This window comes from Burkholderia sp. BKH01 (genome assembly GCF_025685725.1).
Lineage (GTDB): Bacteria > Pseudomonadota > Gammaproteobacteria > Burkholderiales > Burkholderiaceae > Burkholderia > Burkholderia pyrrocinia_C.
Window position 1 is genome coordinate 35,812 of the sequence record NZ_JAOTQT010000012.1, and the last position, 22,500, is coordinate 58,311.

Annotated in this window: 19 protein-coding genes; 13 read left to right on the top strand and 6 right to left on the bottom strand. The window is 69.0% G+C overall.

Features of this window, described 5'->3' with window-relative positions:
* Window positions 1-4 precede the first annotated feature (4 nt).
* On the bottom strand, window positions 5-1,054 hold the full coding sequence (locus tag OEJ37_RS18875; RefSeq protein ID WP_263345091.1) for a lactonase family protein: 1,050 nt from the start codon (window positions 1,052-1,054) through the stop codon (window positions 5-7).
* Window positions 1,041-2,408 carry an MFS transporter gene (locus OEJ37_RS18880; protein ID WP_263345092.1) on the bottom strand — a complete coding sequence of 456 codons (1,368 nt, stop codon included), beginning with the start codon at window positions 2,406-2,408 and terminating at the stop codon, window positions 1,041-1,043. The genes OEJ37_RS18875 and OEJ37_RS18880 overlap by 14 nt, the downstream gene beginning before the upstream one ends.
* 356 nt (window positions 2,409-2,764) lie before the next feature.
* On the opposite strand from OEJ37_RS18880, the gene OEJ37_RS18885 reads away from it, so the two are divergent.
* Complete coding sequence (locus tag OEJ37_RS18885; RefSeq protein ID WP_263345093.1) at window positions 2,765-3,745, top strand: acetyltransferase; 981 nt, start codon at window positions 2,765-2,767, stop codon at window positions 3,743-3,745.
* Between the two features lie 319 nt (window positions 3,746-4,064).
* Window positions 4,065-5,543 carry a cryptochrome/photolyase family protein gene (locus OEJ37_RS18890; protein WP_263345144.1) on the top strand — a complete coding sequence of 493 codons (1,479 nt, stop codon included), beginning with the start codon at window positions 4,065-4,067 and terminating at the stop codon, window positions 5,541-5,543.
* A gap of 30 nt (window positions 5,544-5,573) precedes the next feature.
* Here OEJ37_RS18890 and OEJ37_RS18895 read toward each other — a convergent pair whose 3' ends face one another.
* The 3 genes from OEJ37_RS18895 to OEJ37_RS18905 all read right to left on the bottom strand — a co-directional run bounded on the left by OEJ37_RS18895 (window position 5,574) and on the right by OEJ37_RS18905 (window position 8,044).
* Window positions 5,574-5,696 carry a hypothetical protein gene (locus OEJ37_RS18895; RefSeq protein WP_258281448.1) on the bottom strand — a complete coding sequence of 41 codons (123 nt, stop codon included), beginning with the start codon at window positions 5,694-5,696 and terminating at the stop codon, window positions 5,574-5,576.
* Window positions 5,687-6,919: an MFS transporter gene (locus OEJ37_RS18900; RefSeq protein ID WP_263345094.1), complete on the bottom strand. Its 1,233-nt coding sequence runs from the start codon at window positions 6,917-6,919 to the stop codon at window positions 5,687-5,689. The genes OEJ37_RS18895 and OEJ37_RS18900 overlap by 10 nt, the downstream gene beginning before the upstream one ends.
* Window positions 6,920-7,102: 183 nt before the next feature.
* Window positions 7,103-8,044 (bottom strand): LysR substrate-binding domain-containing protein, encoded by a 942-nt coding sequence (locus tag OEJ37_RS18905; RefSeq protein ID WP_263345095.1) that lies wholly within the window; start codon window positions 8,042-8,044, stop codon window positions 7,103-7,105.
* A gap of 269 nt (window positions 8,045-8,313) precedes the next feature.
* Here OEJ37_RS18905 and OEJ37_RS18910 point away from each other — a divergent pair, with 269 nt between their 5' ends.
* Together OEJ37_RS18910 and OEJ37_RS18915 are read left to right on the top strand one after the other, a co-directional pair.
* A complete protein-coding gene (locus tag OEJ37_RS18910; protein ID WP_174422242.1) occupies window positions 8,314-9,354 on the top strand; it encodes an alpha/beta fold hydrolase in 1,041 nt (346 codons plus the stop codon).
* A gap of 183 nt (window positions 9,355-9,537) precedes the next feature.
* Window positions 9,538-10,293 carry a 4'-phosphopantetheinyl transferase family protein gene (locus OEJ37_RS18915; protein ID WP_174422243.1) on the top strand — a complete coding sequence of 252 codons (756 nt, stop codon included), beginning with the start codon at window positions 9,538-9,540 and terminating at the stop codon, window positions 10,291-10,293.
* 21 nt (window positions 10,294-10,314) lie between these two features.
* On the opposite strand, the gene OEJ37_RS18920 is transcribed toward OEJ37_RS18915, so the two are convergent.
* Window positions 10,315-11,235: a glutamate/aspartate ABC transporter substrate-binding protein gene (locus OEJ37_RS18920; RefSeq protein ID WP_174422244.1), complete on the bottom strand. Its 921-nt coding sequence runs from the start codon at window positions 11,233-11,235 to the stop codon at window positions 10,315-10,317.
* Window positions 11,236-11,451: 216 nt separating this feature from the next.
* On the opposite strand from OEJ37_RS18920, the gene hutH reads away from it, so the two are divergent.
* From hutH to OEJ37_RS18965, 9 genes are all read left to right on the top strand, one after another.
* Window positions 11,452-12,975, top strand: coding sequence for a histidine ammonia-lyase (gene hutH / locus OEJ37_RS18925; protein ID WP_263345096.1), 1,524 nt, complete (start codon window positions 11,452-11,454; stop codon window positions 12,973-12,975).
* 4 nt (window positions 12,976-12,979) lie between these two features.
* Window positions 12,980-13,675, top strand: coding sequence for a histidine utilization repressor (hutC, locus tag OEJ37_RS18930; protein ID WP_174422246.1), 696 nt, complete (start codon window positions 12,980-12,982; stop codon window positions 13,673-13,675).
* Window positions 13,676-13,714: 39 nt separating this feature from the next.
* A complete protein-coding gene (gene hutU, locus OEJ37_RS18935) occupies window positions 13,715-15,403 on the top strand; it encodes a urocanate hydratase (RefSeq protein WP_263345098.1) in 1,689 nt (562 codons plus the stop codon).
* 2 nt (window positions 15,404-15,405) lie between these two features.
* Window positions 15,406-16,017, top strand: a complete 612-nt coding sequence (locus OEJ37_RS18940) for a HutD family protein (RefSeq protein WP_263345099.1) — start codon at window positions 15,406-15,408, stop codon at window positions 16,015-16,017.
* A 4-nt stretch (window positions 16,018-16,021) separates the two neighbouring features.
* Window positions 16,022-17,245, top strand: a complete 1,224-nt coding sequence (gene hutI / locus OEJ37_RS18945; RefSeq protein WP_174422293.1) for an imidazolonepropionase — start codon at window positions 16,022-16,024, stop codon at window positions 17,243-17,245.
* A 105-nt stretch (window positions 17,246-17,350) separates the two neighbouring features.
* A complete protein-coding gene (locus OEJ37_RS18950) occupies window positions 17,351-18,727 on the top strand; it encodes a formimidoylglutamate deiminase (RefSeq protein ID WP_263345100.1) in 1,377 nt (458 codons plus the stop codon).
* Window positions 18,728-18,786: 59 nt separating this feature from the next.
* Window positions 18,787-19,584, top strand: a complete 798-nt coding sequence (gene hutG, locus OEJ37_RS18955; protein WP_263345101.1) for an N-formylglutamate deformylase — start codon at window positions 18,787-18,789, stop codon at window positions 19,582-19,584.
* Window positions 19,585-20,323: 739 nt separating this feature from the next.
* On the top strand, window positions 20,324-21,130 hold the full coding sequence (locus OEJ37_RS18960) for a gamma-glutamyl-gamma-aminobutyrate hydrolase family protein (protein WP_263345102.1): 807 nt from the start codon (window positions 20,324-20,326) through the stop codon (window positions 21,128-21,130).
* 12 nt (window positions 21,131-21,142) lie between these two features.
* Complete coding sequence (locus OEJ37_RS18965; RefSeq protein ID WP_263345103.1) at window positions 21,143-22,483, top strand: glutamine synthetase family protein; 1,341 nt, start codon at window positions 21,143-21,145, stop codon at window positions 22,481-22,483.
* Window positions 22,484-22,500: the final 17 nt, after the last annotated feature.

Below are 22,500 nucleotides of genomic sequence, written 5' to 3' on the forward strand. Positions count from 1 at the left end.
TTCGTCAGACGATCTCGACCCAGTTCGCGCCGCGCCCGCTCGCTGCCCACGTGTGCAGCGACAGCGCGCCATCGTCCGGCGCGATCGCATACACCGACACGTATTCCGACTGCTCGCCGCACGCGACGAGCCAGCGCCCCGACGGATCGATCGCGAAGCCGCGCGGCTGCGTTTCGGTGGTTGTCGCGTGCGCGGGCTCGAACGTACCGTCGGCGGTGCGGCGATAGCAGAGCAGTTGGCTCGACGTGCGTTCGCTGACATAAGCGAACCGCTCGTCGGGCGTCAGGTGCAGATCGGCGGCCCACACCGAAGGTTCGGCAGGCGCGGGCGGCCGTGCATGGCCTTGCGCAAGCCCGGCGACGGCCGGGTGGCGCGCGCTCACATGCGCGTCGCCGAGCCGGCCGCTGTCGGGATCGCGCGCGAACGTCGCGAGCGTGCCCTGGAATTCGCTGACGACGACGAGCGCGCGGCCGTCGCGCGCGAATCGCAGGTGACGCGGGCCGAAGCCGGCCGGCACGCGCGTTTCGCCGTGTTCGGCCAAACGCAGGCCGGCTGCGTCCTCGACGAGCGCGAAGCTGAACACGCGATCCGAGCCGAGCGAACTGACGTACGCGAAACGATTGTCCGGCGACACGATCACCGCGTGTGCGTTCGCGATGCCGCCGGCTACCTGCAGCGGCGCGCCGTCGCCGTCGCGCACGCGTGCGGCGTCGTAGAGGCTCAGCGAATGCCCGCCGTACGACGCGCCGAGCAGCCAGCGGCCGCTGCGGTCGAGCGACAGGTACGCATGGCTCGCGTCGATCGCGGTCGCGCCGATGCGTGCAAGCGTGCCCGTAGCCGGGGCGATGCGGAACGCGACGATCGTCGGCTGCTCGCCGCGCGTCGCGACGTAGAGCCGCGCGCGGTCGGCCTGCACGGCGATCGGCATCGCGATGTCGGCGGCCGGGTAGCGGGCGAGCGGCGCGAGCGTGCCGTCGCTCGCGAGGGAGAACGTGGCGAGGTCACCGTCGGCGGCATTCGAGACGACAACGGTCAGGCGGTCAGTGTTCGGCATGGCGGAGCATCGTGGCGTTCGTGAAGGATGCGTCGGCCGGCAGGCCGCGCGGCGGATCGCTGCGCCGGTGCGTGCGCGCGAACAGCGCGGCGACCGCGGCGACGAGGGACGCGATCGCGAGCGCATACAGCCCGCCCGTGATCGAACCCGTATGTTGCTTGAGATAGCCGAATGCCGTCGGCGCGACGAAGCCGCCGAGGTTGCCGACCGAGTTGATCAGCGCGATCACGGCCGCGGCCACGCGCGTGTCGAGGTAACCCTGCGGGATCGGCCAGAACAGCGACGCCGCGGCCTTGAAGCCGAGCGCGGCGAAGCAGATCGACGCGAACGACCACACGGGATCGTGCGACGTCGACGCGAACAGCCCGCATGCGGCGAGCACGAGCGCGAACGCGAGCCAGCGCTGCGGATGTTTCCACTTCGACGACAGCACCGCGAAGCCGTACATCGCGCCGATCGCGATCATCCACGGAATCGTGTTGTACAGGCCGACCTGGAAATCGGTGAGGCCGCCCATCTTGCGGATGATCGTCGGCAGCCAGAACGTGGCCGCGTAGATCGTCAGCTGGATCGAGAAGTACAGGAAGCAGAACAGCATGATCTGCGGATCGCGCAGCAGCGCGGTGGCGCGCACGGGCACGTTCGAGCGTACGTCGCGCGTCGCGCGCTCCGCGTCGAGCGCGTTTTCGAGCGCCGCGCGTTCGTCGGTCGTGAGCCACGTCGCGTCGCGGATGTGTGATTTCAGCAGCAGCCAGCTCGCGCCGCACAGCGCGACCGAGAACAGCCCTTCGATCAGGAACATCCATTGCCAGCCTTCGAGGCCGAAGCCGCGGATCGACAGCAGCGCGCCGGTGACGGGCCCGGACAGCACCGACGCGAACGCGGAGCCGCCGAGGAAGATCGCCATCGCCTTGCCGCGCTCCTGCGGCGGCAGCCATTGCGACAGGTACAGCACGACGCCGGGGAAGAAGCCGGCCTCGGCCGCGCCTAGCAGGAAGCGCAGCACGTAGAACGACGTGTCGTTCCACACGAATGCCATCGCGGCCGCGACGATGCCCCACGTCGCCATGATCCGCGCGAGCCACACGCGTGCGCCGTAGCGCTGCATCAGCAGGTTCGACGGCACTTCGAACAGCGCATAGCCGACGAAGAACAACCCTGCGCCGAGCCCGTACGCGGCCGCGCCGATGCCGATCGACGCTTCGAGGTGGCGATCGACGAAACCGACGTTCACGCGGTCGATGTAGTTCGCGATGAACATGATCAGCACGAGCGGCAGCACGTGCCACTTCACTTTCGAGACGGCGGACGCGAGCGGGTCGCGGTCGGGCAGCGCGGGCGAGGGCGGGTTCAAGGGTGTCTCCGGTCGGGCGGCGGACGGGGCGGCAGCCCGCGTCGGCGTCTGGGTGATGGCTTATGTAGTATGTCGTCGTACGACATGGTACGCCTGAGCTCTGATGGAGGCGTCACGGGTTTACCCGGAAATTTCCCAGATATTGGTGAATGCCATGAGATCGGTTGGATCTTCGATAATGTCTGATGACGTATGACTATCGTGGGCATGTGCGCTGCAAGCCATTTGCAGGTGAATCCGGCTACGCTGTATCGAGAGCGCGCGCGGTTGCGGCAAAATACCGGGCTCGCGCGCTCGGTGTGCATCGCATGTGCGCGAACGGCGGCAATTTCATGCTGAAGACGGAGCGACGGAACATGCAGGACAACCACCACGGACGTCACTTCTTCGCGTTCAACGGCGATGCGGACGGCCTGTGCGCGCTTCAGCAACTGCGGCTCGCGGAAGGCGTGCGCGGCACGCTCGTGACCGGCGTGAAGCGCGACATCAAGCTGCTCGAGCGGATCGATGCACGCGCGGGCGACATCGTCACCGTGCTCGACGTGTCGCACGACCAGAACCGCGACGCCTGTGCGCGGCTGCTGCGCGACGGCGCGACAGTCCGCTATTTCGATCATCACTTCGCGGGCGAGCTGCCCGACGATCCGGGCTTCCACGCGCATATCGACACGGCGGCTGATGTCTGCACGAGCGCGCTCGTGAACCGCCATCTCGGCGGTCGGTACGTGCGCTGGGCGATCGTCGCGGCGTACGGCGACGAACTGCCGGCGCTCGGCGACGCGCTCGCGCGCGAGCACGCCATCGGCGACGCGGAACGCGGCATGCTTGCGGAACTGGGGCTCTACCTGAACTACAACGCATACGGCGATTGCGTCGGCGATCTGCACTTCGATCCGGCGGCGCTCGCCGACGCGATGCTGCCGTGCGTCGACCCGCTCGATTTCGTGCGCGAGACCGCCGTGTTCGCCGCACTGCACGACGGCTACCGCGACGACATGGCGCGCGCATGCGCGCTCGCGCCGCTGCGCGAGGTGCCGGGCGCGACGCTGGTACGGATGCCTGATCAACCGTGGGCGCGGCGCGCGACCGGGATGCTCGCGAACGAACGGATGCGCAACGCGCCGCATGCGGCGCTCGCGGTGCTGTCGCCGCGCGCCGATGGCGGGCTCGTCGTCAGCGTGCGCGTGCCCGACGGCCGGCCGCTCGGCGCCGACGAGTTCTGCCGCGGCTTTGCGACCGGCGGCGGGCGCAAGCGCGCGGGCGGCATCAACCATCTGCCGGAAACCGAGTTCGACGCATTCGCCGCGCGTTTCGAGGCGGCGTTCCGGCTCGATTGACGAAGCGATCGGCGACGCGCGCCGTGCAGCCGTTGCGCGGCGCGCGTCGTGGCCAGATCAGCCGAATCAGCCGGTCGCACCCGCGAGCACGGCCGGCACGTGCCGCGCATCGCGGTGCACGTGCACCCGACATCGAGCGTAGGCCGGCGGACGCGGCGAAGAATCGTCGGAATGGACCAAGGCGTTTTACCGGACGCGCGACGCGGTGCGATGGCCGTGGCCGTCATCGGCACGCTGAACGTCGAACGTCGAACGTCGACACCGCGCGGTGCAGCCGCGACAATACGCATCCTGTTCCGCGTTCCGCATCGAGGTGCCCGTGCCCGCCAAGTCGTCCGTTGCTCCCGCGATCGTCTGGTTTCGCGATGATCTGCGCGTGACCGACCAGCCCGCGCTGACGCGCGCGGTCGAGTCAGGCCGGCCGCTCGTGTGCGTGTTCGTCGACGATACGGGCGCCGGTTCGGGGCGCCCGCTGGGCGGCGCAGCGCGCTGGTGGCTGCACGGGGCGCTGGCCGGGCTCGACGCCGCGCTCGCGCGTCACGGCGGGCGCCTGCTGTTGTTGCGCGGCGACGCGCAGCGCGAGATCGAGCGCGTCGTACACGACACGGGCGCGGCCGCCGTGTACTGGAACCGCCGCTACGCGCAGCCGCAGCGCGACGCCGACGCGGCGCTGAAGGCGTCGCTCAAGGCACGCGGCGTCAAGGTCGAGAGCAGCAACGGCAGCCTGCTGAACGAGCCATGGGAGGTGCTGACGGGCAGCGGTGCGCCATACCAGGTGTTCACCGCGTACTGGCGCGCGGTGCGCCGCGACCGCACGGTCGCCGCGCCGTTGCCGGAGCCGGAACGGATCGTGTTTCAACCATGGCCGGAAACCGTGCGTGGCCGTGCGCTGGCGCTCGACACGCTCGCGTTGCGCTCGCCCGTGCCGGATTGGGCCGGCGGCTTGCGCGACGCATGGCCCGTGCCCGACGAGGCCGGTGCGCATGAACGGCTCGACGCGTTCCTGACGGCGGCGCTCGCCGGCTACGCGGACGCGCGCGATCGTCCCGACCGGCCCGCGACGAGCCGGCTGTCGCCGTTCCTGCGCTTTGGCAACGTATCGCCGCGACAGGTGTGGCACGCGGTGCAGGGCGCCGCGAATGCAGGCGGCGCGGCGTACGTTGCGGGCGCCGACAAGTTCCTGAGCGAGCTCGGCTGGCGCGAGTTCAGCTACGCGCTGCTGTATCACTTCCCGGCGCTCGCGACCGAGAACTTCCGCGCGCAGTTCGACGCGATGCCGTGGCGCGACGATTCCGCGGCGCTGCGCGCATGGCAGCGCGGCCGGACCGGCTATCCGCTCGTCGATGCGGGCCTCCGAGAGCTGTGGACGACCGGCTGGATGCACAACCGTGTGCGGATGGTCGTCGCGTCGTTCCTCGTCAAGCACCTGCTGATCGACTGGCGCGCGGGCGAAGCGTGGTTCTGGGACACGCTGGTCGACGCCGATCCCGCGAACAACGCGGCGAGCTGGCAGTGGGTGGCGGGCTGCGGCGCCGACGCCGCGCCGTATTTCCGCATCTTCAATCCGGTCGCGCAGGGCGAGAAGTTCGACCCGGACGGCGCGTACGTGCGGCGCTGGGTGCCCGAACTCGCGGGCCTCGACAACGCGTCGATCCACACGCCATGGGAAGCGTCGCCGCTGCAACTCGACGCGGCCGGTGTGCGGCTCGGCGTCGACTATCCTGCACCGCTCGTCGATCATGCCGCCGCGCGCGCTCGCGCGCTCGATGCGCTGGCCGCATTGCCGAAACGTCGCTGACCGTCTGCCTGCGCGGCACGGTTTGCCGCGTCAGTTGCAGAACGCGACGTGTTCGAGCAGCGCGTACGCGATACCCGAATCGAAGTAGGCCGCGCCGCACCACGCGACGAACGCGAGCATGCCGGCCGCCAGCGCCGCGCGGATCATGCCCATGCCGCGTTGCGCGATGCCGGGCGCGCGACACGCGCGTCGTCGATCGGCAGGTGCAGGAGCGCCGCGAGCACGCCGAGCACGATCGAGCCGATCCACAGCGGCAGGTACGAATGCGTCGCGTCGTACACGAGCGCGCCGAGCCAGACGCCGAAGAAGCTGCCGAGCTGGTGCCCGAAGAACACGAAACCGAACAGTGTCGCGATGTAGCGCACACCGAACACCTGCGAGATCACGCCGTTCGTCAGCGGCACCGTGCCGAGCCACGTGAACCCCATCACGGCCGCGAACACATAGACGCTCGCGGGCGACAGCGGCACGGCGACGAATGCGGCCATTGCGAGCGCGCGGACGAGGTACAGCGCCGACAGTACGTACTTGCGCCGCAGCAGCCCGCCGAGATGCCCGCACGCATAGGTGCCGGCCACGTTGGTCAGCGCGATCAGCGCGAGCGCGACGCTCGCGTGGCGCGCCGGCAGCCCGTGGTCGAGCAGGTACGCGGGCAGATGCGTCGCGATGAACGCGAGCTGGAAGCCGCACGCGAAGAAGCCCGCGTTGAGCAGCCAGAAACCGCGATGCGCGAACGCCTCGCGCACCGCTTCGCCGATCGACTGGTCGGGGCCGGCGGCGGTGCCGGACGCCTGCGCGGGCCGGTCGCGCAGCAGCACGGCGAGCGGCGCGAGCAGCGCCGCGACGAGCGCCAGCGCGACGAACGCGTGCCGCCAGCCGATACCGCCGATCAGTTCCTGCGCGACGGGCACCATGCAGAACTGGCCGAGCCCGCCGATCGCACCGGCGACGCCGAGCGCCCAGCCGCGCCGGTCGGGCGGAAACAGGCGGCTCAGCGCGCCGTAGATCGACGCGAACGCCGAGCCCGACAGCGCGATGCCGATCACGAGCCCGGCACCGACCGTGAACATGCCGGTCGACGCCGCATGCGCCATCGTGACGAGCCCGGCCGCATACAGCAGCATCCCGGCGACGATCACGCGCACCGAGCCGAAGCGGTCGGCGATCATCCCCGTCAACGGCTGCGCGACACCCCAGATCAGGTTCTGCAGCGCCAGTGCAAGCCCGAACGCTTCGCGCGACCAGCCGTGGTCGAGCGAAACGGGCGCGAGGAACAGGCCCTGCACGTGGCGGATGCCGAGCGCGGCGCCCATGATCAGGCCGCCGGCCAGCACGGGCAGCCAGCGGCGTCGGACTTCCTGCTCGATCGGGGTCATGCGTGTCTCCGGATGTAGGCGCGCGGCGAACGGCTGCGCTCGATCCGATTAGACGATCGGGCCCGGCGTCGCTCAAGCGATCATTCGGTCAGGTTGGCATGCGTGCGGGGAATGTGACGGGGCGGTCGGGTCGGCAGCGGCCGGCCGTGCGTGGTCAGGGGTATCCGAAAAGCCGGGGCCGGCTTACGTCGACGCCATGTCGTGCGCGCGCATCGCGGTATCGCATTCGGCCGCTTCGGCGAGCATCCAGTCGCGCACGTCGGCGACTTCGCGGCGCGGTGCCGGATCGTGCTGGAACAGCCAGTACCCGTACGCATCCGACAGTGCCTGCGTGTGCGGCCCGAGCACCGCGAGCCGCCCGTCCGCGAGCATCGGCGAGACCAGCGCGAGCCGGCCGAGCGCGACGCCCTGGCCCGCGATCGCGGCCTGGATCACCTGGTCGTACTGGTTGAAGCGCAGCACGCCTTTCGGGCGCGCATCGCCGAGCCCGGCCGCATGCAGGTGCGTGCGCCACTGCAATTGCGGTTGCGGCGGCCCGTCGAACTCGAGCAGCACATGGTCGGCGATCGCGGCCGCGCTCGTGACCGGCCGCGCGGCGAGCGCGGGATGCGCGACCGGCACGACGATCTCGTCGAACAGACGCAGCGCGCCGGCCGGCGCGCGATCGCGCGGGCAATAGCGGATGCCGAGGTCGATGCCTTCGGTGCGCAAATCGAGTACCTTGTCGTTCGCGGCGACGCGCAGGTCGATCTCCGGCAGGCGCGCCTGCAGCCGCCCGAGCCGCGGCAGCAGCCACAGCGCGGTGACGCCGATGCTCGCGGTGATCGTGACGGGCTGGCGTTCGCGCGCGGCGGCGAGCGACGCGACGGTGTCCTGCAGGCTGTGCAGCGCCGCATCCGCGACGCGGAACAGCCGCTCGCCTTCCGGCGTGAACGCGATCTTCCGGTAGCCGCGCTGCAGCAACGCGACGCCGAGGTGCGCTTCGAGCGCATGCATCTGGCGGCTGACCGCCGACTGCGTGACGCACAGGTCCTGAGCGGCGAGCGTGATACTCATGCGGCGGCCGACGGCGACGAAACCGCGGACCAGGTCGAGCGACGGGAGACGGACGAGAGGCGTTGACATGCGCGTGACTCATGCGAACGGAGCAGCAAGATTGGTTGAGAACGCAGCATGCGTCAAGTTCAATGGAGGCTGGCCGATGGGTGCGAGTAGTGGTTCGCGCGGGCCCGGCCCGCGAAACATGGGGCTAGAGGAGGCGCTAAAACGCTGACTCTGACCGACCGCGAAGCATGGGACCAGAGCAGGCGCTAAAGCGCAAACTCCGGCCGACCGCGAAGCATGGGATCGCAGTAAGAGCGCTAAAGCGCTAACTGCGATCGACAGGAGACAGGATGACGATTTCGAACGAAGGGGACGGCGCGGCACTGGGTAGTTGCGCGGCAGGCGCGTTGCCGCCCGAGCCCGTGACGCTGCGCGCGGCCGACGGTTATGCATTGCGCGGCCATGTGTGGCGCCATCGCGGCGGCGGCGCGATGCGGCCCGTGACGGTCGTCAATTGCGCGACGTCGGTGCGCTGCGACTATTACTTCCGTTTCGCGGCCTGGCTGTTCGCGCAGGGGCGCGACGTGCTCGTCTACGACTATCGCGGCATCGGCGGCTCGCGCCCGGCACGGCTCGCGAAGCTGCGCGCGAACTGGCTCGACTGGGGCCAGCTCGATTGCGAAGCCGCGCTGCAATACGCGCGCGACGCATTTCCGGGCCAGCCGATCGACGTCGTCGCGCACAGCATCGGCGGTTGCCTGCTCGGGCTGGCCGCATCGAACGTGCATGTGCGGCACGCGGTGACCGTCGGTGCGCAGTATGCGTACTGGCGAGATTACCTGCCGGCCGAGCGTCGCCGCATGTGGTGGAAGTGGCATGTCGCGATGCCGGCGCTCGCGGCCGTGTTCGGCTACGTGCCCGCGAAGCGGCTCGGCTGGATGGAGGACACGCCGCGCGGCATCGCGCTGTCGTGGGCGCGCTCGCGGCCGCGTTTCGAGGACGGCTACGTCGGCGGCCTGCTCGACGAAGGTGCCGTGAGCCGTGCGGCGCTGCCCGCGCGCTTCGCGGGGCTGTCGGCGCCGATGCTCGCGATCGGCACCGACGACGACGCGTTCGGCACGGTCGACGCGATCGAGCGGCTGGTCGGCTACTACACGGGCAGCGACGTCACGCACCTGCGGATCGCGCCGGCCGACATCGGCGTCGACGCGATCGGCCATTTCGCGTTTTTCCACAGCCGCTTCACCGACACGCTGTGGCCCGTCGCGCTGTACTGGCTGAAACACGGCGTGCTGCCGGCCGATGCGCCGGGCAACGTGCACGCGCTGCATTCGGCGTCGCGCGCTCGGATGGCGGGTAGCGGCGTGCCGGGCGTTGCCGCGAACGGATGAAGCGGCGCGGTCGCGCAATGCGGCGCATGCGCGGCACGTTGCCGTGCGCAGCTTTCGAATGTCGTTCGTGAAGCATCCGTCGTTCGATGCGGGCGCGGCAATCCGCGCTCACGCCGGTTCGTGCACCTGCGCGATCGATTAAGATCGGACGTTTCATTCCACAGAACAGGCTGCCGCGTGCCGATGTCCATGCCGTCCGATTCCGCTTTCCCTGTCGAAACACCGCGCGCGTGGCGCGTGCAAGCGCTCGACGTGCCGGCCGCCGCGTCCCGCGCCCGCGTGCGGATCGCGCGCGTCGATTTCGACTGGCGCGTGCCGCTGGCGTCGCCCGCGTATGCGGCGCTCAGCGATGACGAGCGTGCACGCGCCGCACGCTTCATGCGTCACGAGGATGCGGTGCGCAGCGCCGCGACGCGCGCCGCGCTGCGCGACGTGCTCGGCGCGGCCCTCGGTGTCGCGCCGCACGCGGTCGCGATCGTCGTGGACGAATCGGGGCGGCCATCTCTGGATCGTGCGCATGGCACGGCGCTCGACTTCAACGTATCGCACGCGGGCGATCATGCGCTGCTCGCGTGGGCGCCCGCGGGCCGCGTCGGGGTCGACATCGAATCCTGCAACCGCACCGCCGACTGGCGTGCGCTGACGAGCGAAGTCTGCGCGCCCGCCGAAGCCGCGTATCTCGACGGCCTGCCGCTTGCCGCGCGCGCCGGCGAATTCATGCGAGTCTGGTCCGCGAAAGAGGCGCTGCTCAAGGCGCTCGGCACCGGCATCGTCGGCGGGCTGCGCGCGTTCGCGGTCGTGCCGCCGCGCGATGCGACGAGCCCCGCGACGACGATCGTCGAGCCGGCCGCTCCCGCCGCCGGCGTCGCGGCGTTCGACGCGGCGTGGCTCGACGCGGCGCCCGGCTACGCGGCGTGCGTCGCGTGGACGCGCGCGTGAACCGGCGTCAGCGAGCGGCGCTCATTCGAGCGGCGCGTCGTTCGGCGCCGCGTAGCGCGCCCTGATCACGTCGCTCATCGGGAAGTCGAACGTCAGCCCCTTCGGCGGCACCGGCTTCATGAACCACTTGTCGTACAGCGCGTCGATCTCGCCGCGCTTCATCAGTTGCACGAGTACGCCGTCGACGAGTGCCTTGAACTGCGGATCGTCCTTGCGCAGCATGAACCCGTAGGCTTCCGACGACTGCGGCGTGCCGACGATCTGCCAGTCGCCCGGCTTCGCGGCGAGCTGGCGCACGCCCGCGAGCAGCACGTCGTCCATCATGTACGCGGCCGCGCGGCCCGATTCGAGCGTGAGGCGTCCTTCGCCGTAGTCCTTCGCGCTGATGATCTGCATGTTCATCTTCTTTTCCTCGTTCATCTTGCGCAGCAGGCGTTCGGACGTCGTGCCCTGGTTCGTCACGACCGTCTTGCCGGCGAGGTCGGGAAAATCGCGGATGCCCGACGTCGTGCGCGTGAGCAGGCGCGTCGTCGCGACGAAGAACGTGGTCGAGAACGCGACCTGCGCATGGCGCGCGGCGAGGTTCGTGGTCACGCCGCATTCGAGGTCGACGGTGCCGTTCTGCACGAGCGGGATGCGGTTCTGCGACGTGACGGGGACGAAGCGCACCTGCAGGTCGGGTTTGCCGGTGCGCGCCTTCACCGCGGCGATCACGCGATCGCACAGGTCCTGCGAGAAGCCGATCACCTTGCCGCTCGCGTCGACATAGGAGAACGGCACCGACGTTTCGCGATGGCCGATCGAGATCAGGTTGTTCTGCCGGATCTTCTCGAGCGTGCCCGATAGCGGCTCGGCGGCGAGTGACGCGCCGCACGCGAGCGAGCACGCGGCGACGAGCAGGCTGCGGCCGAACAGGGCGGCGAACCGAGGCGGGATGTTCATGACGGGGATCTCCTTGTCGAATGGTGATCCGTATGTTGACAAAAATAAAATAAACGCAACATATGTTAAAGAACGGGCCACATCAGTCGGTCCGGCGGGCCGCGCCGGACATCAGGGAAACTCCCAAGTCGAAATCGGTGAAAAACGGGTTGTCTAGACAAGTTCGGGTGGCTACACTTCAATCCATTCCGAACTTGTCTAGACAGGATTGCTCACATGATTACGTTGACCCCCGGCCACCTGACCCTCCCGCAACTGCGCCGGATCGCACGCGAATCCGTGCAACTGACGCTCGACCCGGCCAGCTTCGCGAAGATCGACGCCGGCGCGAAGGCCGTCGCCGACATCGCCGCGAAGGGCGAGCCGGCCTACGGCATCAACACGGGCTTCGGCCGCCTGGCCAGCACGCACATCCCGCACGACCAGCTCGAGCTGCTGCAGAAGAACCTCGTGCTGTCGCACGCGGTCGGTGTCGGCGAGCCGATGGCGCGTTCGTCGGTGCGCCTGCTGATGGCGCTGAAGCTGTCGAGCCTCGGCCGCGGCCACTCGGGCATCCGCCGCGAAGTGATGGACGCGCTGATCAAGCTGTTCAACGCGGACGTGCTGCCGCTGATCCCGGTGAAGGGCTCGGTCGGCGCATCGGGCGACCTCGCGCCGCTCGCGCACATGTCGGCCGTGCTGCTCGGCGTCGGCGAAGTGTTCATCCGCGGCGAGCGTGCCAGCGCGCTCGACGGTCTGCGCGTCGCGGGCCTCGCGCCGCTGACGCTGCAGGCGAAGGAAGGCCTCGCGCTGCTGAACGGCACGCAGGCATCCACGGCGCTGGCGCTCGACAACATGTTCTCGATCGAAGACCTGTACCGCACCGCGCTCGTCGCGGGTGCGCTGTCGGTCGACGCGGCCGCCGGCTCGGTGAAGCCGTTCGACGCGCGCATCCACGAACTGCGCGGCCATCAAGGCCAGATCGACGCGGCCGCGTCGTACCGCGACCTGCTCGATGGCTCGCCGATCAACCAGTCGCACCGCGACTGCGACAAGGTGCAGGATCCGTACAGCCTGCGCTGCCAGCCGCAGGTGATGGGCGCGTGCCTGGACCAGATGCGCCATGCGGCCGACGTGCTGCTGATCGAAGCGAATGCCGTGTCGGACAACCCGCTGATCTTCCCGGACACCGGCGAAGTGCTGTCGGGCGGCAACTTCCATGCGGAGCCGGTCGCGTTCGCAGCCGACAACCTCGCGCTCGCCGCGGCGGAAATCGGCGCGCTGGCCGAGCGCCGCATCGCGCTGCTGATCGACGCGACGCTGTCGGGCCTGCCCCCGTTCCTCGTGCGGGACGGCGGCGTGAACTCGGGCTTCATGATCGCGCACGTGACGGCCGCCGCGCTGGCGTCGGAAAACAAGACGCTTGCCCACCCGGCGTCGGTCGACTCGCTGCCGACCTCGGCGAACCAGGAAGACCACGTGTCGATGGCGACGTTCGCCGCGCGCAAGCTCGCCGACATCGCGGACAACACGAAGCACATCCTCGCGATCGAACTGCTGGCCGCCGCGCAGGGCGTCGACCTGCGCGCGCCGTATCACACGAGCCCGAAGCTGACGCCCGCGATGGAAGCGATCCGCGGCAAGGTTGCGCACTACGAGCTCGACCACTACTTCGCGCCGGACATCGCAGCGATCGCGAAGCTCGTCGGCGAGCGCGCGTTCGCGAAGATCAGCCCGTTCTCGTTCGCATCGGAACAGTAAGCCCATGAGCGCGCCGGTCTACCAGGAGATCAAGGATTTCATCCTGGGCCGCATCCACGCCGGCGAGTGGGAGGAGGGCGACCAGGTGCCGTCCGAGAACGAGCTGGCGCGCGAATTCAAGGTTGCGCGCATGACCGTCAACCGCGCGCTGCGCGAGTTGACGGCCGAGCAGGTGCTCACGCGCATGAAGGGCGCGGGCACTTACGTTGCGCGGCCGAAGTACGAATCGACGCTGGTGGCGATCCGCAGCATCTCGGAGGAGGTCGGCGCGCGCGGGCATGCGTACCACGCCAGCGTGCTCGGTCTCGAGACGATCCGCGCCGACGAGGCGCTTGCCGACGAGATGCAGGTGGCCGTGCGCGCGAAGCTGTTTCATTCGCTGGTGCTGCACTTCGAGAACGACGAGCCGGTGCAGCTCGAAGAACGATGGGTGAATCCGGCGGTCGCGCCGGATTACGCCGAGCAGGATTTCACGAACACGACGCCGAACCTGTACCTGATGCGCGCGGCTCCGCTGCAGCGCGTCGAGTACCGGATCGAAGCGGCGGCCCCGGCGCCGGAGCGGCGCGAGCAGCTGCGGATGGACGACGTCGAGCCGTGTCTGGTTTTACATCGGCGCACCTGGTCGCAGGGCGTCGTCGCCTCGGTGGCGAATCTGTGGCACCCCGGCAGCCGTTATCGCTTCACCGGGCATTTCTGATTCCTATTTGATATTCATTTTCCTTCGGGAGCAGTCGTCATGAACCATCCGAAACACATCGATCCCCGTCTCGATCCGACGCGCACGATCCGCGCGCCGCGCGGCAGCGAGAAGACCTGCAAGACCTGGCTGGCCGAAGCGGCCTACCGGATGATCCAGAACAACCTGGATCCGGAAGTCGCCGAGCACCCGCACGCGCTCGTCGTGTACGGCGGCATCGGCCGCGCCGCGCGCAACTGGGAATGCTACGACCAGATCCTCGCGTCGCTGAAGGATCTCGAAGAGAACGAGACGCTGCTGATTCAATCGGGCAAGCCGGTCGGTGTGTTCCGCACGCACAAGGATGCGCCGCGCGTGCTGCTGGCGAACTCGAACCTCGTGCCGCACTGGGCGACGTGGGATCACTTCCACGAGCTCGACCGCAAGGGCCTGATGATGTACGGCCAGATGACGGCCGGCAGCTGGATCTACATCGGCAGCCAGGGCATCGTGCAGGGCACCTATGAAACGTTCTTCTCGGTCGCGAACCAGCACTTCAACGGCGATCCGTCGGGCCGCTGGATCCTGACGGGCGGCTTGGGCGGGATGGGCGGCGCGCAGCCGCTCGCCGCGACGATGGCCGGCTTCTCGATGATCGCGGTCGAATGCGACGAGACGCGCATCGACTTCCGCCTGAAGACGCGCTATGTCGACAAGAAGGCGACGACGCTCGACGAGGCGCTCGGCATGATCGACGAAGCGAAGCGCACGGGCAAGCCCGTGTCGATCGGCCTGCTCGGCAACGCGGCCGACGTGTTCGCGGAACTCGTCGAGCGCGGCATCACGCCGGACTGCGTGACCGACCAGACGAGCGCGCACGACCCGATCAACGGCTACCTGCCGCAGGGCTGGACCGTCGCGCAATGGCGCGAAGCGCAGAAGGTCGATCCGCAGAGCATCGTGAAGGTCGCGAAGCAGTCGATGGCCGTTCAGGTGCGTGCGATGCTGGCGCTGCAGGACCGCGGCGCGGCGACGCTCGACTACGGCAACAACATCCGCCAGATGGCGCTGGAAATGGGCGTCGAGAACGCGTTCGACTTCCCGGGCTTCGTGCCGGCGTACATCCGCCCGCTGTTCTGCGAAGGCAAGGGCCCGTTCCGCTGGGTCGCGCTGTCCGGCGATCCGGAAGACATCTACAAGACCGACCAGAAGGTGAAGGAGCTGATCCCCGACGATCCGCACCTGCACAACTGGCTCGACATGGCACGCGAGCGCATCGCGTTCCAGGGCCTGCCCGCACGGATCTGCTGGGTCGGCGTGAAGGATCGCTACCGCCTCGGCCAGGCGTTCAACGAGATGGTGAAGAGCGGCGAACTGAAGGCACCGATCGTGATCGGCCGCGACCACCTCGACACCGGTTCGGTCGCAAGCCCGAATCGCGAGACGGAATCGATGAAGGACGGTTCGGACGCGGTCAGCGACTGGCCGCTGCTGAACGCACTGCTGAACACGGCAGGCGGCGCATCGTGGGTGTCGCTGCACCATGGCGGCGGTGTCGGCATGGGCTTCTCGCAGCACTCGGGCGTCGTGATCGTCGCCGACGGTACCGCCGAAGCGCACGAGCGTCTCGGCCGCGTGCTGCTGAACGACCCGGCGACGGGCGTGATGCGCCATGCGGATGCCGGCTACGAACTCGCGCAGCAGACGGCCCGCGAAGCCGGCCTGAAGCTGCCGATGCTCGGCCGCTGAGCATGACGGCGCTCGACCAGGCGCCGGTGAACGCGACAATGATCCGCGCAGCGGATCTCGTCGCGTCGCCGTGGAAGAACGGCGGCGGCGTGACGCGCGAGATCGGTGCATTCCCTCCTGGCGCCGCGCTCGACGCATTCGCGTGGCGCGTGAGCGTCGCGGATGTCGGCACGGCCGGGCCGTTCTCGCGTTTCGACGGGATCGACCGCACGCTCGTGCTGCTGTCCGGCGCCGGCATGACGCTCGCCGAAGCGGGCGGTGCACGCCACGTGCTCGATACGCCGCTGACGCGCGCGGATTTCGCGGGCGAGACGGTGATCAACGCGACGCTGCACGACGGCGCGACACGCGACTTCAACCTGATGACGCGCCGTTCGGCCGCGCGCGGCGCGCTCGACGTATGGCGCGCAGGCGCACACCGCATCGAGCGTGCCGATACCGTGCTGCTGTTTTGCGCGGCCGGTGCGGTCGGCGTCGAAATCGACGGCACGCACTACGCACTGGAAGAAATGGACACGCTGCGGCTTGACGGGTCGCGGCGTGCGTTTGACGTCGTCGTGAGCGGGGGCGGCGCGCTGCTTGCCGCCTCGCTCACCGTCGGCGAACGAGGCTGAACGCATGAAACCGACTGTCTGGCATCACCTGAGGCTGTGTCCGCATGGCCATCCCGACGAGACAATCGACGACGCGGCGATCGCCGTCGACGAAACCGGCACGATCGTCTGGCTCGGCGCGTTGTCCGCGCTGCCGCACGCTCATGCGCACTGGCAGCGCGAGGATCTGCACGGCGCGTGGGTGACGCCGGGCCTCGTCGACTGCCATACGCACCTCGTATACGGCGGCGCGCGCGCCGACGAATTCGCGCAGCGCCTCGCGGGCGTCAGCTACGAGGAAATCGCGCGGCAAGGCGGCGGGATCGTGTCGACGGTGCGCGCGACGCGCGCGGCCGACGAGACGACGCTGTTCGTGCAGGCCGCGGCGCGCCTGCAGCCGCTGCTCGCCGAAGGCGTGACCGCGATCGAGATCAAGTCGGGCTACGGGCTCGACCTCGCGAGCGAGCGCAAGATGCTGCGCGTCGCGCGCCAGCTCGGCGAGCGCTTCCCGGTCACCGTCTACACGACCTTCCTCGGCGCGCATGCGCTGCCGCCCGAATATGCGGGCCGCGCGGATGCGTACATCGACGAAGTGTGCGAACGGATGCTGCCGACGCTGGCCGACGAGGGGCTCGTCGACGCGGTCGACGTGTTCTGCGAACGCATCGGCTTTTCGCTCGCGCAGACCGAGCGCGTGTTCGAAGCCGCGACGCGGCGCGGTTTGCCCGTGAAGCTGCATGCGGAGCAACTGTCGAACGCGGGCGGCACGGCACTCGCCGCGCGCTATCGCGCACTGTCCGCCGACCACCTCGAATTTCTCGACGAAGCCGGTATCGAGGCGATGAAGGCGGCCGGTACCGTCGCCGTGCTGCTGCCCGGCGCGTACTACTTCATCCGCGAAACGCAAATGCCGCCGATCGCGCTGTTGCGCAAGCACGGCGTGCCGATCGCGCTCGCGACCGATCACAACCCGGGCACGTCGCCGCTCGAATCGCTGCTGCTGACGCTGAACATGGGTTGCACGCTGTTCCGCATGACGGTGCCCGAGGTACTGCAGGGCGTCACGCGCCATGCGGCCGCGGCGCTCGGCCGCGCGGATCGGCACGGTGCGCTCGAGGTCGGGCGTCAGGCCGACTTCGCCGCGTGGTCGGTCGGTTCGCTGTCGGAGCTCGCCTACTGGATTGGCCGGCCGCTGTGCGAGCGGGTCGTGCGCGGCGGCACGACCGTGTTTCGCCGGATGAACGGATAACTTTCGTGGGATCGGGCCGGGTGCTCAAGTGCCTGGTCCGGTCGACGCTTTGCATGGGACTGGACTAAGCGCTGAAGCGCTAAGTCCGGTCGACAAGGACTCGGAATGACCAACTCGATGTTGTTCGCGGACCATGCCTACCTGCCCGATGGCTGGCGCCGCAACGTGCTGCTGCGCTGGGACGCAACCGGCACGCTGACCGAAGTGACGCCCGACACCGACGCGCCGGCAGGCGTCGCGCGCGCGGCCGGGCCGGTGTTGCCCGGCATGCCGAACCTGCATTCGCACGCGTTCCAGCGCGCGATGGCAGGGCTCACCGAATACCGCGCGAATCCCGCCGACAGCTTTTGGAGCTGGCGCGACCTGATGTACCGATTCGCGCTGAAGATCACGCCCGACGCACTCGCGGCGGTCGCGCGCTGGCTGTATGTCGAGATGCTCAAGTGCGGCTACACGTCGGTGTGCGAATTTCACTACGTGCATCACGCGCAGGACGGTTCGCGCTATCCGCAGATCGCGGAACTCGGCACGCGCGTGGTCGACGCCGCACGCTCGGCCGGCATCGGCATCACGATGCTGCCCGTGTCGTACCAGTTCGCGGGCTTCGGCAACAAGCCGCCGCGCGACGACCAGCGCCGCTTCATCAACACGCCCGAAGGCCTGCTCGAACTGCTCGACGCCATGCGTCGCGCCGCGCCCGAGCACGGCGGGCTGCGCTACGGCGTCGCGCCGCACTCGCTGCGCGCGGTGTCCGAGAACGGGCTGCGCGCGCTGCTCGACGGGCTGCCCGACGACGCGCCCGTGCATATCCATATCGCCGAGCAGACGGCCGAAGTCGACGACTGCGTCCGTACATACGGGGCGCGCCCCGTGCAATGGCTGCTCGATCGCTTCGACGTCAATGCGCGCTGGTGCCTCGTGCACGCGACGCACATCGACGCGGCTGAAACGGCAGCGCTCGCGAAGCGTCGCGCGGTCGCCGGCCTGTGCCTGACGACCGAAGCAAACCTCGGCGACGGCGTGTTCCCGGCCGTCGACTATCTCGCGCAGGGCGGCGTGATCGGCGTCGGCTCGGACAGCCACGCGTCGGTCGACTGGCGCGCGGAGCTGCGCCTGCTCGAATACGGGCAGCGGCTCGTGCACCGCGCGCGCAACGTGCTGGCGAGCGACACGCAGGCGCATGTCGCCGATCGCCTGTTCGACGCATCGCTCGCAGGCGGCGCGCAGGCAAGCGGGCGGCGCGTCGGTGCGCTGCGCGAAGGCTGCCGCGCCGACTGGCTCGTGCTCGATCCCGATCATCCGGCGATCGCCGAACACGGCAGCGCATCCTGGCTGTCGGGCGTCGTGTTCGCCGAGCACGGCGAGACACCCGTGCTCGACGTCTATACGGGCGGCGAGTGCGTCGTGAGCGGCCGCCGCCATCGCGACGAAGCCGTCGCGTATGCCGACTACCGCGCCGCGCTGGCGCAACTGCTGCGCTGACGCGCGGCAACCGGCGCACGCCGCATGCGTGCGCCGGCAGACTCTAACGGTGATGCGACATGACTGAACAACCGGCTGTATTCACGCTGAAGCAGGGCACACTGCCGCTGCTGATCTCGATTCCGCACGCAGGCACGCACATCCCCGACGACATCGCCGCGACGATGACGCCCGACGCGCGCTTCGTCGACGACTGCGACTGGCATCTCGAGCGGCTGTACGGGTTCGCGGCGAGCCTCGGCGCATCGATTCTCGTGCCGTCGCATGCGCGTTACGTCGTCGACCTGAACCGTCCACCCGATAACGAGAACCTGTATCCGGGGCAGGACACGACGGGGCTCGTGCCGGTCGATACGTTCGACAAGGCGCCGCTGTATCCGGCGAACGCACTGCCCGGCAACGACGAGATCATGCGTCGCCGCGACCTTTACTGGCGCCCGTATCACGACGCGCTGCAAAGCGAAGTCGCGCGCCTGAAGCGCGAGCACGGTCGCGTGCTCGTGTGGGAAGCGCATTCGATCCGCTCGCATGTGCCGCGCTTCTTCGAAGGCCGCCTGCCGGACTTCAACTTCGGCACGTCGGGCGGCGCGAGCGCAGCACCGGGCCTCGCGGAGGCGCTGGCCGAGCGCGTGCTCGCACATGGCGGTTATACGGCCGTCGCGAACGGGCGCTTCAAGGGTGGCTACATCACGCGTCACTACGGCGTGCCCCATACCGGTGTCGAAGCCGTGCAGCTCGAGCTGTCGCAGATCACCTACATGGACGAGACGCGCCCCTACGCGTACGACGAAGCGCGTGCAGCGCGGATCGTGCCGCTGCTGCAGACGCTCGTCGAAACCGCGCTCGCGCATCGCTGAGCACGGGCCGCCCGCTTGCGGCGGCGCGGCGGAGCAATGGGCGGCAGCCCGTCGGCATGTAGCGTGCGCACCGACGCAATGCACAACACGGCATCGATCCCGGCGATCGATGCCGTTTTTTTTGTCTGATCGATATCGTCATCGGCACCCGAAAATTTGACGCAATTCTTAGGTGATATAAGCTGAATGTCAGGAAGTCGTCGCGCGCGCACCGGCGGCGGAGCCATCGATCGTGGCCGCACCGCACCGGAAACCGTTGCGACACACCTTGCCGACGTGTCGCCGCGCGGCATTGCCGCACGTGCTTCATCGCGACACGTGTCCTGCATCCGTCAGTCAGTCGAGTACGATCTTGAAAGCCGCCAGCCCTTCGATACGCCGGACGCGAAGTCCGTCGGCGGGCGCGCCGCCTCAGGCCGGGCCGATCCGGCATGCTGATCGCGGCACGCGTGCCGCCCCGTTACGCGAGCCTCGCTTCTTCGCTGTTTCCCATCGCGGCCTGCGCCGCTACAACCTCGTGACCGCGCACGTGTTCAGCGCGGTGCAGTGCGACGGCAGCGCATCCTTGTTGCCCTAGCGTCCCTTTCCGCTTTCGTCCCGGGCCGCACCGCCTGTTGCCGCATCGTCCGCGCGGCGGGATCGCGCATGCGTCGCATCTTGGCGCGCACGTGCGGCGCAACCGCGGACCTTCATCGTCCCGCGCGCGAACGAGCTGCGCGCGATCTCCGGAGAGGCGCCCATGCGTGCTCGCCCGATCGTAGCCGTCACCGCCGACCGCATCCTGCGCGGCGCGCATCCGAGCCACACGGCGGGCGAGAAGTACCTTGCCGCGCTCGTCGACGGCGCAGGCGCGCTTGCGTTCGTGCTGCCCGCGCTCGGCGCGCGCCAGCCGGCCGACGCGATTGTCGCGGCGGTCGACGGGCTGCTGTTTACCGGCAGCTATTCGAACGTCGAGCCGCATCATTACGGCGGCGCCGCGAGCGCGCCCGACACGCTGCACGATCCCGCGCGCGATGCGACCGCGCTGCCGCTGATCCGCGCGGCGATCGACGCGGGCGTGCCGGTGCTCGCGATCTGCCGCGGCATGCAGGAACTGAACGTCGCGTACGGCGGCACGCTGCATCAGCGGCTGCACGCGACGACCGGCTTCGACGACCATCGCGAACGGTTGGCCGATCCGCTCGAACGGCAGTACGGCCCCTCGCACGTCGTGCAGCTCGCGCCGGGCGGGCTGCTGCAGCGTGTCGCGCGCGGTGCGCACGACGCGATGGTCAATTCGCTGCACGACCAGGGCATCGCGCGTCTCGGCGCGGGGCTCGTCGTCGAAGCGAGCGCGCCCGACGGACTGGTCGAGGCCGTCAGCGTGCGTGGCGCGCGCGCGTTCGCGCTCGGCGTGCAGTGGCATCCCGAATGGCGCTTCGCGGAACAGCCGCTGTCGCGCGACATCTTCGCGGCATTCGGCGCGGCGTGCCGCGCGCACATGACGCACCGCATTCATGCGGCCGGCGGCGCGACGCCGTCGCCGGCCGCATCCGACGTCGACTGAAAGAGGCCGATCATGCAACCCGAACTGAGCGAATTCCTGCGACAACATCGCATCACCGAGGTCGAGGCGATCATTCCCGACATGGCCGGCATCGCGCGCGGCAAGATCATCCCGCGCAACAAATTCGAATCCGGCGAATCGATGCGGCTGCCGCAGGCCGTGATGGTGCAGACCGTCACCGGCGAATATCCGGAAGACGGCTCGCTGACCGGCGTGACCGATCCCGACATGGTGTGCGTGCCCGACGAGTCGACGATCCGCCTGATCCCGTGGGCCGTCGACCCGACCGCGCAGGTGATCCACGATTGCGTGCACTTCGACGGCTCGCCGGTCGAGATCTCGCCGCGCTACGTGCTGCGCCGCGTGCTCGACCTGTACAACGCGAAGGGCTGGAAACCCGTGGTCGCACCGGAGCTCGAGTTCTATCTGGTCGACATGAACGCCGATCCCGACCTGCCGCTGCGTCCGCCCGTCGGTCGCACGGGGCGTGCGGAGACCGGCCGCCAGTCGTATTCGATCGAGGCCGTCAACGAGTTCGATCCGCTGTTCGAGGACATCTACGAGTACTGCGAGATGCAGGGCCTCGATATCGAGACGCTGATCCACGAAGTCGGCGCCGCGCAGATGGAGATCAACTTCGTGCACGGCGACGCGCTGCCGCTGGCCGACCAGGTGTTCCTGTTCAAGCGCACGGTGCGCGAGGCCGCGCTGCGTCACAACATGTACGCGACGTTCATGGCCAAGCCGATGGAAAACGAGCCGGGTTCGGCGATGCACGTGCACCAGAGCATCGTCGACGAGGAAACGGGCCTGAACCTGTTCACGTCGCAGGAAACCGGCGGCGCGACGTCGATGTTCTACAACTACCTCGCGGGGCTGCAGAAATACACGCCTGCGCTGATGCCGATCTTCGCGCCGTACATCAACTCGTATCGCCGGCTGTCGCGCTTCATGGCCGCGCCGATCAACGTGCAGTGGGGTTACGACAACCGCACGGTCGGCTTCCGCATCCCGCAGTCGAGCCCGGTGGCGCGACGCATCGAGAACCGGATTCCGGGCGTCGACTGCAACCCGTACCTCGCGTTCGCGGCGACGCTCGCCGCCGGCTATCTCGGCATGACGCAGCAGCTTGCGCCGACCGAGCCGATCGCATCGGACGGCTACAACCTGCCGTACCAGCTGCCGCGCAATCTCGAGGAAGGCATCTCGCTGATGGCCGCGTGCGAGCCGCTCGCCGGCATCCTCGGCGACAAGTTCGTGAAGGCCTACCTGGCGTTGAAGGAAACCGAATACGAAGCGTTCTTCCGCGTGATCAGCTCGTGGGAACGCCGGCATCTGCTGCTGCACGTATGAGCGTGCGGCACGGTTTT

Excerpts from the sequence above, each read along its gene's own strand:
- OEJ37_RS18875 (WP_263345091.1), bottom strand. The coding sequence starts at position 1,054 with ATGCCGAACACTGACCGCCTGACCGTTGTCGTCTCGAATGCCGCCGAC.
- hutG (WP_263345101.1), top strand. The coding sequence starts at position 18,787 with ATGACTGAACAACCGGCTGTATTCACGCTGAAGCAGGGCACACTGCCG.
- hutU (WP_263345098.1), top strand. The coding sequence starts at position 13,715 with ATGAACCATCCGAAACACATCGATCCCCGTCTCGATCCGACGCGCACG.
- OEJ37_RS18960 (WP_263345102.1), top strand. The coding sequence starts at position 20,324 with ATGCGTGCTCGCCCGATCGTAGCCGTCACCGCCGACCGCATCCTGCGC.
- OEJ37_RS18910 (WP_174422242.1), top strand. The coding sequence starts at position 8,314 with ATGACGATTTCGAACGAAGGGGACGGCGCGGCACTGGGTAGTTGCGCG.
- OEJ37_RS18905 (WP_263345095.1), bottom strand. The coding sequence starts at position 8,044 with ATGTCAACGCCTCTCGTCCGTCTCCCGTCGCTCGACCTGGTCCGCGGT.
- hutH (WP_263345096.1), top strand. The coding sequence starts at position 11,452 with ATGATTACGTTGACCCCCGGCCACCTGACCCTCCCGCAACTGCGCCGG.
- OEJ37_RS18885 (WP_263345093.1), top strand. The coding sequence starts at position 2,765 with ATGCAGGACAACCACCACGGACGTCACTTCTTCGCGTTCAACGGCGAT.
- OEJ37_RS18915 (WP_174422243.1), top strand. The coding sequence starts at position 9,538 with ATGTCCATGCCGTCCGATTCCGCTTTCCCTGTCGAAACACCGCGCGCG.
- hutI (WP_174422293.1), top strand. The coding sequence starts at position 16,022 with ATGAAACCGACTGTCTGGCATCACCTGAGGCTGTGTCCGCATGGCCAT.
- hutC (WP_174422246.1), top strand. The coding sequence starts at position 12,980 with ATGAGCGCGCCGGTCTACCAGGAGATCAAGGATTTCATCCTGGGCCGC.
- OEJ37_RS18900 (WP_263345094.1), bottom strand. The coding sequence starts at position 6,919 with ATGACCCCGATCGAGCAGGAAGTCCGACGCCGCTGGCTGCCCGTGCTG.
- OEJ37_RS18920 (WP_174422244.1), bottom strand. The coding sequence starts at position 11,235 with ATGAACATCCCGCCTCGGTTCGCCGCCCTGTTCGGCCGCAGCCTGCTC.
- OEJ37_RS18965 (WP_263345103.1), top strand. The coding sequence starts at position 21,143 with ATGCAACCCGAACTGAGCGAATTCCTGCGACAACATCGCATCACCGAG.
- OEJ37_RS18950 (WP_263345100.1), top strand. The coding sequence starts at position 17,351 with ATGACCAACTCGATGTTGTTCGCGGACCATGCCTACCTGCCCGATGGC.
- OEJ37_RS18895 (WP_258281448.1), bottom strand. The coding sequence starts at position 5,696 with ATGGGCATGATCCGCGCGGCGCTGGCGGCCGGCATGCTCGCGTTCGTC.
- OEJ37_RS18940 (WP_263345099.1), top strand. The coding sequence starts at position 15,406 with ATGACGGCGCTCGACCAGGCGCCGGTGAACGCGACAATGATCCGCGCA.